The organism is Pseudooceanicola lipolyticus, from assembly GCF_002786325.1.
GTDB classification, from domain to species: domain Bacteria; phylum Pseudomonadota; class Alphaproteobacteria; order Rhodobacterales; family Rhodobacteraceae; genus Pseudooceanicola_C; species Pseudooceanicola_C lipolyticus.
The window spans coordinates 1-10,749 of the sequence record NZ_PGTB01000136.1; the positions used below are offsets into that span (position 1 = coordinate 1).

Here is a 10,749-nt window from a genome sequence, read left to right on the forward strand (position 1 = left end):
GGCACCGGTGGCCATCGGTCGGTCGGGGTTGACCGCCGGACGCACCGGGCGCGACGGTTTCGGCTCCGGCCGCTCGGGCGCCGCTTTGGCCGCCGGCTCAGGCGCCTTTTGGGCGGCCGGTTTCGCCTCGGGCTTGGCCTTGGCCGGTTCCGGCTTTGGCTTGTCCTCGGGGGGCGGTACCGACTCGTCGGTCTCGATGCGGATCAGGTCGCTGCCGATGGCGATGACATCACCGGCCTCGCCGCCCAGCCAGGTCACCTTGCCGCTGACGGCCGCCGGGATCTCGACCGTGGCCTTGTCGGTGGTGACCTCGCAGATCACGTCATCCTCGCGCACCATGTCGCCGACCTTGACCAGCCAATCGCTCAGCTCGGCCTCGGCGATGCCCTCGCCGATATCGGGCAGCTTGAAGGTATGCTCTGCCATCGCTCAGCCCTCCATCACCGTGTCGATCGCCCGCCGCACCCGGTCGGGCCCGGGGAAGTAATCCCATTCCTGCGCGTGCGGATAGGGCGTGTCCCAGCCCGCCACCCGCAGCACCGGCGCTTCCAGCGCATAGAAACACTCGCTCTGCACCAGCGCGACGATCTCGGCCCCGAAGCCCGAGGTCAGGGTCGCCTCGTGCAGCACGATACAGCGGCCCGTGCGATTCACCGAGGCCACCAGGGTTTCCAGGTCCAGGGGCAGCAGCGTGCGCAGGTCGATCACCTCGATGTCATGGCCGCTTTCCTCGACCGCGGCCAAGGCGACATGCACCATGGTGCCATAGGTGATCAGCGTTGCCTCGCGCCCTTCGCGCACCACCTGCGCCTTGCCCAGCGGCACCTCGTAATACTCGGGGTCGACATCGCCCTGGGGATGCTTCGACCACGGCACCGATGGCCGGTCGAAATGCCCGTCGAACGGCCCGTTATAGAGCCGCTTGGGCTCGAGGAAGATCACCGGATCCGGATCCGCGATGGCCGCCAGCAGCAACCCCTTGGCGTCGCGCGGGTTCGACGGCACCACGGTCTTCAGACCCGCCACATGGGTGAACAGCGCCTCGGGGCTCTGGCTGTGGGTCTGTGCGCCGAAAATGCCACCGCCGGTGGGCATCCGGATCACCAGCGGGCAGGTGAACTGCCCGGCCGAGCGATAGCGCAGCCGCGCCGCCTCGGACACGATCTGATCATAACCGGGATACATGTAGTCGGCGAACTGGATCTCGGCGATGGGCTTCAGCCCATAGGTCGCCATGCCGATAGCGGCGCCGACAATTCCCAGCTCGCTGATCGGCGTGTCGAAACAGCGCTCGACACCGAACCGTTTCTGCAGCCCCGCGGTGCAACGGAACACGCCGCCGAAATAGCCGACATCCTCGCCCAGCACCACGACATCCTCGTCGCGCTCCATCGCCAGGGTATGGGCGTCGCGGATCGCCTCGATCATCGTCATCCGTGCCATGATCAGTACCCCACCTCGTGGCGCTGCCGCACCAGGTGTGGCGGCATTTCGGCAAATACATCCTCGAACATGTCGCGCGGGCTGGGATGGCGGCCGGAATGCAGGGTGCCGATGGCTTCGGCCTCTTTCTGCGCCGCGATCACCTCGGCCAGGATCTCGGCTTCGGCCTGGGTGTGGCGCTCTTCCGACCAGATGCCCAGCTGGATCAGATGCGCCTTCAGCCGCAGGATCGGGTCGCCCAGCGGCCAGGCGGCACCTTCTTCCTTCGGCCGGTAGGCCGATGGATCGTCCGAGGTGGAATGCCCGCCGGCGCGGTAGGTCACGAATTCGATCAGCGTCGGGCCCAGATCGGCCCGCGCCCGCTCGACCGCCCATTGCGCCGCGGCATGTACGGCCAGGAAATCGTTGCCATCCACCCGCAGCGCCGGCAGGCCGAAGCCGTGCGCCCGGGCGGCAAAGGTCCCTGCCCCGCCCCGCGCGATGCCCTGGAAGGTCGAGATCGCCCATTGGTTGTTGACGATGTTCAAGATCACCGGCGGCTTGTAGGTCGAAGCGAAGACCAGCGCGCCGTGAAAATCGCTTTCGGCCGTGGAGCCGTCGCCGATCCAGGCGGCGGCAAGCTTGCGGTCGCGCTTGATCGCCGCCGCCATCGCCCAGCCGACGGCCTGCACATATTGCGTGGCCAGATTGCCCGAGATCGAGAAGAACCCGTATTCCTTGGCGCTGTACATCACCGGCAGCTGCCGGCCTTTCAGCGGGTCCTGCTCGTTCGAATAGATCTGGTTCATCATCTTGACCAGCGGATAGCCCGCGGCGATCAGCAACCCGGCCTGCCGGTAGGTGGGGAAGTTCATGTCGCCCTTGCGCAGCGCTCGCTGAAAGGCGCAGGAGATCGCCTCTTCTCCCAGGTGCTGCATATAGAACGAAGTTTTGCCCTGCCGCTGCGCCGTCAGCATCCGCGCATCGTAGATGCGCAGCTTCATCATGTCGCGCAGCCCCTGCAGCAACGCCTCCTCACTCAGCGACCCGGCCCAGGGCCCCACCGCCTCGCCCTTGCGGTTCAGCACCCGGATGATCGAAAACGCTAGGTCGCGGATATCCTCGGCATTGGTATCGGATGCGGGGCGGTCCACCGCCCCGGCCCGCGGAATTGCCACATCGCTGAAATCCGGGTCATCTCCTGGCCGGATCGCCGGCGCGGGCACATGTAGCTTCGGGGATTTTTCCTCAGGCATTGTATCGCTCCAGGTCTAGGCCAAATATTTGATTTTGATATGGTCGGAGTTGACTCAGCGCCGTCCGATCCGGACGGTGCTGGGTCAGCGCAAGGCGCCGCCGGTTCCGGCCGGCACCGCGGCGGTCGACAGGACGATTGATCAGGACCGGCAACAGCCCTCGGGCCATCTGCGCCGCACAGCATGGTGCGGTCAGCGCAGCGCGGCAGCGATACTGCATGTGCGGGCCCTCCTCGCGATCAGACTAGCAGGGCGCGCGCGAAATTTCCTTCCAAAGATCCGGGCCAGAGCAGCGTGTAGAAAAGATTCCCCTTTCAATACCGCCAAAATTGGGTGAATCGTTTGCCAGCCGGCGCCAACACCCGTGATCGTGCCTGAAATACCAGCCTCGACAAAGGCTTTCCGCTCAGGCCTCTCCCCTGTCCGGCGCGGCCGCGTCCATGATCTTGCGGGCGGCGCGCTCATGCGGCTTGTCGATCATCTGCCCGTCGATGCGCACCACACCCGCGTCGGGATCGGCTGCAAAGGCGTCCAGCACCTTCCTGGCCCAGGCCAGTTCCGCCTCGGTTGGGGTAAAGGCGGCATTGACCGCCGCGACATGTTTGGGATGGATCACCGCCTTGGCGCCGAACCCGTCGCGCCGCGCCTCCGCCGCCTCGCGTTCGACCACCGACAGATCGTCCAGCACCGCGCAGATGGTATCGACCGCAACCACCCCCGCGGCCGCCGCACCGGCCAGGCACAGGTTGCGGGCCAGGCGAAACGGCTCGTGAAATCCTTGCCGCGCGCCGTTTTCGCGCGCGCCCAGTGCAGCGGCCAGATCCTCGGCCCCCCACATCAGCCCCCACAGACGTTCGTCGCAGTCCTTATAGGCCCCCAGCGTGAACAGCGAGGCGGCGGTTTCGGTGGCAATCGCAATGATCCTGGTCGGCGGCAGACCATGCGCCGCCTCGAAAGCGGCAAGGTAATGTGCCACCCGGCGCAAATCCTCCGGCCCTTCGCATTTTGGCAGGGTGATGCCATCGGGACGGTGGAGCATGATCGCCGCCAGGTCGTCCAGCGTCAGCCCGGTATCCAGCGCGTTGACGCGCACGAACAGCGCCGGACCTTCGCGCGGCGCGTCCAACATCGCCGCCACGGTCTGTCGCGCCGCCGCTTTGGCCGGCGCCGCCACCGAATCCTCCAGGTCGAGGATCAGCGCATCGGCATCGCCAGTGCGCGCCTTGGCGAATTTCTTCTCGCTGTCACCGGGAACGAACAGGAACGACCGCATCACCCCGCCTCCGGCCGCTTGAGCATCAGTGCCGTGCGCTTGCACTGGGCGACAAGGCTGTCATCCTGTTTCAGACAGCGATGCTCGAACTCGACCACGCCCTGATTGGGCCGCGATTTCGACTCGCGCACGGACAGAACCGTGGTTTCCGCGCGCAGCGTGTCGCCGTGAAACACCGGCGCGGGGAATTTGACATCGGTAAAGCCGAGGTTGCCCACCAGCGTGCCCAGCGTGGTGTCCTGAACCGACAGCCCCACCATGATCGCGAAGGTGAACATCGAGTTGAACAACCGCTGCCCCCATTCGGTGCCTTCAGCGAAATGCGCATCGATATGCAGCGGCTGCGGATTCATCGACATCAGGCTGAACATGGTATTGTCCGCCTCGCTCACCGTGCGTCTCAATTCATGGCGGAAAGTCTGCCCGACGTGAAATTCCTCAAACCAAAGTCCGGCCATGCCGTTCCTCCCCTATGATTTCTGCGGCAGGTCGGATGCGACCGCCGCGCCCTGCCCGCGGAAATAGCATGGACTAGCGCGCTGCCGCCACGTGCAGCACACCCGCGTCTTGCAGTTCGGCGATTTCGCCCGCATCGAACCCGGCATCGGCCAGCACATCGGCGCCGTCGGCGCCCAGCCGTGGTGCCAGCCGCTCGGGGCGAACCTGGCTGCGCGAGAAGCGCGCCGGTACCGACATCTGCCGGATCGGCCCTTCGGTCGGGTGCTCGACCGACTGGAAAAACCCGGTCGCGTTCAGATGCGGATCTTCCAGCACCGACTCGAAGGAATGCATCGGCATCACCGGCACATCGGCGCGGTCGAACAGGTCCAGCCATTCCGCCGTGGTCCGGGTCAGCAGGATCCGGCCCAACTCGGCATAGACCTCGTCGATATGCGCCATGCGGGCGTTGAAATCGGCAAAACGCGGGTCGGCCGCGGGCATTTCGGGGCGCCCCAGCGCGCGAAAGAACCGCTCCCAATGCCCGTCGGTATAGACCAGCGCGCAAATATACCCGTCCTTGGTCTGGTACGGGCGGCGGTCGGGCGACAGGTGGCGCGCATAGCCGCCCTTGTCCAAGGCCGGTTCGAAGGTCAACCCGCCCATGTGATCGGCCAGGATCATCGACAGCATGGTTTCGAACATCGGCACCTCGATTTTCTGCCCGAGGCCGGACTGGTGGCGCTCGATCACCGCCGCGAGGATCGCGTTGACCGCCGACATCCCGACAATCCGGTCGGCAATCGCCGCAGGGACGTAGGAGGGCCGCTGCCCGGCGCGAACGAAGGCATGCGGGATGCAGGCACCACCCTGGATGAGGTCGTCATAGGCCGGGCGGCCGGCATAGGGACCGCGCTGATCATACCCCACCAGGGCGGCATAGATCAGCCGCGGATTGGCCGCTTCCAGCGCCTCCCAGGTCAATCCCAGCCGCGCCATCGCCTTGGGCCGCACATTGGTGATCAACACGTCGGACTGCTGCGCCAGCCGCATCAGTACCTTGCGCCCCGCCTCGGTCTTGAGATCCAGCGCCAGGCTGCGTTTCGACCGGTTGGTGTTCAGATACATCGGCCCCATCCCCTGCTGACGGGCCGGGCCGACCTGGCGCATCAGATCACCCGACGGGGCTTCGACCTTGGTCACCTGGGCCCCATAATCCCCCATGATCTGGGTGGCATAAGGGCCCATCAAAATCGTGGTCATGTCCAGAATTTTCAGCCCTTCGAGCAGTTTCATCGCCAGCTTTCCCGATATTCGTCCATATATGTGGACAATATTAGCAATATTTGGAATAAAGATAGGCACGCGTCGCGCGAACTGTCAATGCGGCGTCGGGTTGGCCGCAAGGCAGAGGGGAGGAGATGCATGACCGTCCGGCAGATCGAGAACCTGGTGGCGCTGCTGGAATATTTTGCCGAGCGCCAGAAACCGGCCACGCTGGCCGATATCGTGCGCCAGTTCGACTGGCCGAGATCCAGCGCTTTCAACATCCTGACCACGTTGATCGAAGCCGGCTATCTCTATGAACCGCGCGCACGAGGCGGATATTATCCCACTCAGCGCTGGCTGCAGTTGGGCCAGGCGCTGGCCGAGGGCGAACCGGTGCCCGAGGCCCTGCGCAATATCATCCGGAATCTGGCGGCGACAACCGGCGAAACCGCCTGGATTTCCGCCCCCAGCAGTCTGTTCGCCGTGTTCCTCGACGTGGTCGAAGCCACCGCCGCCGTGCGATATGCCGCGGCACCGGGCCAGCGGGTGCCGATCCACATCACCGCCTCGGGGCAGGCGCTGCTGTCGAAAATGCCGCCGCAGGACCGTGACGTGTTGTTGCGTAAGGTCAGCTTTGGCCACTGGGGGCCCAAAGCCCCCCAATCCATCGCAGAAGTCCAGGCTGCCTTGACAGAAGGCAGCGCGCGCGGCTGGTTCCACTCGGCCGCGGCCTATTCTCCCGATCTGGGCGGGGTGTCGGTGCCGGTGGTGATCGGGGAACGCATCTTTTCACTCACCGTGGCCGGCCCACTGTACCGGGTGGCCGAAATGGCCGAAACCCACGCCACCGCCATCCATGACGCGATCGCCACCGAATTTGGCCGCGATCACAGCACTGCGACCCTGACCGGCCTGGAACCGCCGGCGCGGGCCTGACCGGGCAGCCGCCCTGCCTCTCCCCGGCGCCACCGGTCAACTCGCCCCGTGCAGCTGCGCCCGCAGCGCCTTGGCCGCGGCCATCATCAGGCCGGTATCAACACCGCCCGCCACAAAGCGATAGCCCCATTCCTGGTAACGCAGGGCGTCGGCACTGTTGGTGGCCAAAATGCCCGCTGCTTTGCCGGCGGCGGTGATCCGCGCTCCGGCTGCGCGGATCGCATCCTGCACCGGCTCTGCATCCAGCGTCCCGAGATACCCCATGGAGGCGGACAGATCGGCAGGTCCGATGAAGATACCGTCCACCCCATCGACCGCTGCAATCTGTTCTAGCCGGTCCAGCGCCTGCATGGTTTCGATCTGAACCAGAACACAGATCTCGTCATTGGCCGTCTTTTGATAATTCGGTGCGGTGCCAAAACGGCTGGCCCGCGTCGACCCGGCAACACCCCGGATGCCCTGGGGCGGATAGCGGCTGGCCCGAACGGCCTGCGCGGCCTCTTCCTCGGTTTCGACAAAGGGCACCAGCAGCGTCTGCACGCCGATATCCAGCAGCTTCTTGATCAGCACCTTATCGTTCCAGGCCGGCCGCGCCACCGCTGCGGCGGTGCCCACGGCAGCGGCCTGCAGCAACGGCTGCACGCCGGCAACCTCGACCGGGCTGTGCTCGGTATCGAACAGCATCCAGTCAAACCCGGTCAAAGACAGCGCCTCGGCGGCAACCGGGCTGTTCAAGGTCGACCACAGCCCCCATTGCGTCTCACCGGCGCGCAGCCTTGCCTTAAATTGGTTTTTCGGCGCCCTGCTCATGCTGTCCTCCTTTCAGGTTCCATTCTAGCCGTCATTCGCCGGTGACTTCGTCGAAGACCCCCGGCGACAGTTCCTCCCAAAACGCCGCGATGGCCTCGGCGTTCAGCGCCGACATCCAACCATGGCGTTCGAAATCATCCCGCGCCGCGCCGTCCAGCCGCGCCAGGAACAGCCGGCGGTCGGCATCGCGCTGGGTCGGGGTGCGCGCGGCGGCCAGGTCGCGGATGCGTTCCAGGCGGCGGGCCCGCGCGCTGGTGGGCCGGCCTGGGTTTCGCGGCGAAACCTCGGCGCCGTAATTGTCGCGCAACGCACGGGTGAGATAGCCCACCGCGTTTTTGACCCCCCCCTGCCCTGCCACGTAATCGAGCTTGGACCGCACGTAGGCTTCGCCATGTTCGGCCATCCATTGCCGCGCCAGCCGATCGGAGACGCCCAGAGCACGCAGTCGCGCATAAACCTCGGAATTGCGCAGCCCCTCTCCATCGTCCAGGTCCAGGATCGCCAATTGCGGGTTCTCGGCGATGCGGAACCGAATGTCGGTCACCGCGCGGCCCATCTTGCGGAATTCCGGCGTGACAACGATATTCGAGGTCTTGTTGACCTCGGCCACCGCCGGTTTGATGATCTTGGCGTTGAGATGTTTGAAAGTCTCGTAATAGGGGCTGTCAGAGACCCCCATCAACCGGCGGAACAGGTCCAGCGACCACCAGCCGGTCGACCCCGTCCGCACGAAGCGATAGCAGTTTTCATACAGTGCCAGCGCATGGCCCGAGGTGAACCGGCGCTGGATGTTCAGGTTGATCAGCGCGAACACTTTCGGATCGTGCAGTTTTTCTGCCAGTGCCGGGGAATAGGCATATTCGCAGACCCCGCCGCGCAGCTTGGCATAGCTGAGCAGGGCCGAGACGCCCCATTCCTGCTGCCCTTCCTCGTCCAGCATGTCCCATTCGGCCACGGTTTCGGCCAGCCCGCGCAAGGACTGTTTCAGCGTGTCCATGTCGTTCGAATTGTACCCGATCATCAGGCACAGGGTGCGCGCGTCGATTTGGTGGCGCGCCTGCGATGTGATGGTGTCATAGGCGTTCAGCAACAGCACGTTCGACAGCTTGCGCTGCAGCAGCGTCAGCTTGCCGGAAACATGGATCGCCGCCACGTGTTTTTTAACTGCACCGCGCCGCAACGGTCCGGTCAGTCGGTCCCGGGGAATCTCGTCCATTCTGCCCTCGTCCGGGGCCCTGCCCCGCTTTGCCTCATGATCCGGACTCTGTCGGCGACTCATGGGCCGCCCGGTCCGGTTGACACAGAGTATCCGCTGAAAGGTATATGTTGGCAAGCTTCTCGCTGGCACCTTTGGCGTGGATTAACTTGTGGATAAATCCGCTGCCTGTCGCAGCCTCAAAGGTATCCGTTTGCGGGATGGTACACGCGGCGGCATCGGACGATTCGAACGAAGCCGAGCCTATCGCGGCCAAAATAGGGTCTGGAGCGGCCTTTGCCCCCTCCTACCCCGCGAATCGGCGCCCAATATCCCGAAAACGGGTGCCTTTCGCCCTGTATCCGGCCCCCAATCCAACCGGAAACGGGTACCCTCTACCAGGTAAGACGTTGAAATTCCGGGTCTAATAGGGCCATAAAGAGTCTAAACATACTGAAAGAAACATTAAACACGCGCGTGTTTCTTTCGAATATCGAGATGAGACAGGCGCTTACCTCATTTCCGCGATTCACAACTCGCCCCACATGTGCCATAGTTTGACGCATATCGCGATGAACAGCGAACATGACGAGGCAACATGGCACAGAAACCCGGTTCGGTGAACAAAGCCGACCTGCCCCCCTATTTCAATATCGATCCCGCCAACGCTGCGAAAAAGCTGGCCGAGCCCATCGACACAGCCCGCTTTGCCAAGGCGGCCGCCTTCGCCACTCGGGGCCGCGACGACCTGGCCAAACGCGGCTATGCCCCGGATGGCAAGAAACGGCTGCGCCGGTTTTCCACCTGGGAGATCTGCCGCTATCTGATCCCGGTGGCGCCGGCGCATCTGCGCCGCGTGGTCAAGCAGCACCCGGATTTGCCGCAGGGCGAAGGCGAGGGTGGCGCGAAATGGTTTACCCTGGAAGAGGTGCTGCGCCTGCGCGACCATTTCGCCGAAGAGGGGGCGAGCAACCGCGAGTACCGCGCCTGGCGGCCCGAGGGGCAACCGGCCAAGGTGGTGGCCGTGGCCAATTTCAAAGGCGGTGTCGGCAAGACATCGACCTGCGCGCATCTGGCGATGTCGGCGGCGCTGGACGGCTACCGGGTGCTGGTGATCGATCTGGACAGCCAGGGCAGCATGACCTCGATCATGGGGGGCAAGGTCGAGGATGAGTGGCAGACGGTGTTCCCGCTGCTGGCGCGCGATTTTGCCAGCCAGATGCAGGACGAAAACCAGGTCCGCGCGGCACAGGGGCAGGTCCCGTTCGAATTCGATGAAACCCTGACCGAGGCGTTAAAGGTTTCGCCGCGAAACCTGGTGCAACCGACGCACTGGCCCAATATCGACCTGATCGGTGCGCAACTGAACCTGTATTGGGCCGAGTTCCAGGTGCCGGTCTGGCGGATGCAATTGCGATCTTGGGCGCTGTGGGATTCCTTGCACAACGCTCTGTCGGATGGTGGCTTACTGAACGACTATGACATCGTGTTGCTGGATACCCCGCCGGCCTTGGGATATCTCACCATCAATGCGCTGGCGGCCGCGGATATCCTGCTGGTGCCATTGGGCGCATCGTTCCTCGAGTTCGACTCCACCGGGCGTTTCTTCGACATGATCTATTCCACCTTCGCCTCGATCGAAGAGGGCGAGAACCGAGTGCGCCGGGCCGATGGCCTGCCCGAGATGCGGTTCGAATGGGACGCGGTGCGCGCTATCGTCACCCGGTTCGACGCGGCGCAGCAGACCGACCTGGCCAATGTGATCCAGGCCTATTTCGGTGATTTCATGACCACCTATCGCCAGGAGCTCACGGCGATGGTGGGGCAGGCGGGCGAGCAGGTCTCGGGGATCTACGAGACCGATTATCGCGATTTCAACCGCGACACTTATGTGCGCGGTCGCGAGACGTTCGACCGGACCTGGGCCGAGGTAAAGGAGGTGATCCTGGGCACCTGGTGGCGCGATGCACAGATGGCGGCGGCCGAGGCGAAGGAGGTGACCCATGGCGAAACGGCGTAAACTGGAGGCGCCCTCGGCCGAAGACCTGAGCCGGATCGAGGCGGAACTGGCCGGTGGGGGCGCGGCGCGGCTGAACCCGGCGGCCCCAATCGCCCAGGTGGCGGCGGAAAGCGCCGGCGCCTTCGACCCG

The 10,749-nt window shown here is 64.6% G+C and carries 10 protein-coding genes; 2 read left to right on the forward strand and 8 right to left on the reverse strand.

Features of this window, described 5'->3' with window-relative positions; translation table 11 throughout:
- From CVM52_RS20260 to CVM52_RS20285, 6 genes are all read right to left on the reverse strand, one after another.
- Positions 1 to 426, reverse strand: a 426-nt coding sequence (locus tag CVM52_RS20260) for a biotin/lipoyl-containing protein (RefSeq protein WP_306372772.1), incomplete at its 3' end; no start/stop codon positions are given.
- A 3-nt stretch (positions 427 to 429) separates the two neighbouring features.
- On the reverse strand, positions 430 to 1,443 hold the full coding sequence (locus CVM52_RS20265) for an alpha-ketoacid dehydrogenase subunit beta (protein WP_100164234.1): 1,014 nt from the start codon (positions 1,441 to 1,443) through the stop codon (positions 430 to 432).
- Positions 1,444 to 1,445: 2 nt separating this feature from the next.
- Complete coding sequence (locus tag CVM52_RS20270) at positions 1,446 to 2,678, reverse strand: thiamine pyrophosphate-dependent enzyme (protein ID WP_100164235.1); 1,233 nt, start codon at positions 2,676 to 2,678, stop codon at positions 1,446 to 1,448.
- 406 nt (positions 2,679 to 3,084) lie between these two features.
- Positions 3,085 to 3,951: an HpcH/HpaI aldolase/citrate lyase family protein gene (locus CVM52_RS20275; RefSeq protein ID WP_100164236.1), complete on the reverse strand. Its 867-nt coding sequence runs from the start codon at positions 3,949 to 3,951 to the stop codon at positions 3,085 to 3,087.
- Positions 3,951 to 4,409, reverse strand: coding sequence for a MaoC family dehydratase (locus tag CVM52_RS20280; RefSeq protein WP_100164237.1), 459 nt, complete (start codon positions 4,407 to 4,409; stop codon positions 3,951 to 3,953). Before CVM52_RS20280 ends, CVM52_RS20275 begins: the two co-directional genes overlap by 1 nt.
- Before the next feature lie 73 nt (positions 4,410 to 4,482).
- Positions 4,483 to 5,685, reverse strand: coding sequence for a CaiB/BaiF CoA transferase family protein (locus tag CVM52_RS20285; RefSeq protein ID WP_100164238.1), 1,203 nt, complete (start codon positions 5,683 to 5,685; stop codon positions 4,483 to 4,485).
- A gap of 129 nt (positions 5,686 to 5,814) precedes the next feature.
- Between CVM52_RS20285 and CVM52_RS20290 the strand changes: the two genes are divergently transcribed.
- Positions 5,815 to 6,594: an IclR family transcriptional regulator gene (locus CVM52_RS20290; RefSeq protein ID WP_100164239.1), complete on the forward strand. Its 780-nt coding sequence runs from the start codon at positions 5,815 to 5,817 to the stop codon at positions 6,592 to 6,594.
- A gap of 36 nt (positions 6,595 to 6,630) precedes the next feature.
- On the opposite strand, the gene CVM52_RS20295 is transcribed toward CVM52_RS20290, so the two are convergent.
- Together CVM52_RS20295 and CVM52_RS20300 are read right to left on the reverse strand one after the other, a co-directional pair.
- Entirely contained in the window at positions 6,631 to 7,404 is a 774-nt protein-coding gene (locus CVM52_RS20295; RefSeq protein WP_100164240.1) for an HpcH/HpaI aldolase family protein, read from the reverse strand.
- Positions 7,405 to 7,435: 31 nt separating this feature from the next.
- Positions 7,436 to 8,620 (reverse strand): replication initiation protein, encoded by a 1,185-nt coding sequence (locus tag CVM52_RS20300; RefSeq protein ID WP_100164241.1) that lies wholly within the window; start codon positions 8,618 to 8,620, stop codon positions 7,436 to 7,438.
- 577 nt (positions 8,621 to 9,197) lie between these two features.
- On the opposite strand from CVM52_RS20300, the gene CVM52_RS20305 reads away from it, so the two are divergent.
- On the forward strand, positions 9,198 to 10,619 hold the full coding sequence (locus CVM52_RS20305; RefSeq protein ID WP_100164242.1) for an AAA family ATPase: 1,422 nt from the start codon (positions 9,198 to 9,200) through the stop codon (positions 10,617 to 10,619).
- Positions 10,620 to 10,749: the final 130 nt, after the last annotated feature.

Coding starts and splice junctions, on each gene's coding strand:
- CVM52_RS20265 (WP_100164234.1), bottom strand. CDS start 1,443: ATGGCACGGATGACGATGATCGAGGCGATCCGCGACGCCCATACCCTG.
- CVM52_RS20280 (WP_100164237.1), bottom strand. CDS start 4,409: ATGGCCGGACTTTGGTTTGAGGAATTTCACGTCGGGCAGACTTTCCGC.
- CVM52_RS20270 (WP_100164235.1), bottom strand. CDS start 2,678: ATGCCTGAGGAAAAATCCCCGAAGCTACATGTGCCCGCGCCGGCGATC.
- CVM52_RS20275 (WP_100164236.1), bottom strand. CDS start 3,951: ATGCGGTCGTTCCTGTTCGTTCCCGGTGACAGCGAGAAGAAATTCGCC.
- CVM52_RS20290 (WP_100164239.1), top strand. CDS start 5,815: ATGACCGTCCGGCAGATCGAGAACCTGGTGGCGCTGCTGGAATATTTT.
- CVM52_RS20295 (WP_100164240.1), bottom strand. CDS start 7,404: ATGAGCAGGGCGCCGAAAAACCAATTTAAGGCAAGGCTGCGCGCCGGT.
- CVM52_RS20300 (WP_100164241.1), bottom strand. CDS start 8,620: ATGGACGAGATTCCCCGGGACCGACTGACCGGACCGTTGCGGCGCGGT.
- CVM52_RS20285 (WP_100164238.1), bottom strand. CDS start 5,685: ATGAAACTGCTCGAAGGGCTGAAAATTCTGGACATGACCACGATTTTG.
- CVM52_RS20305 (WP_100164242.1), top strand. CDS start 9,198: ATGGCACAGAAACCCGGTTCGGTGAACAAAGCCGACCTGCCCCCCTAT.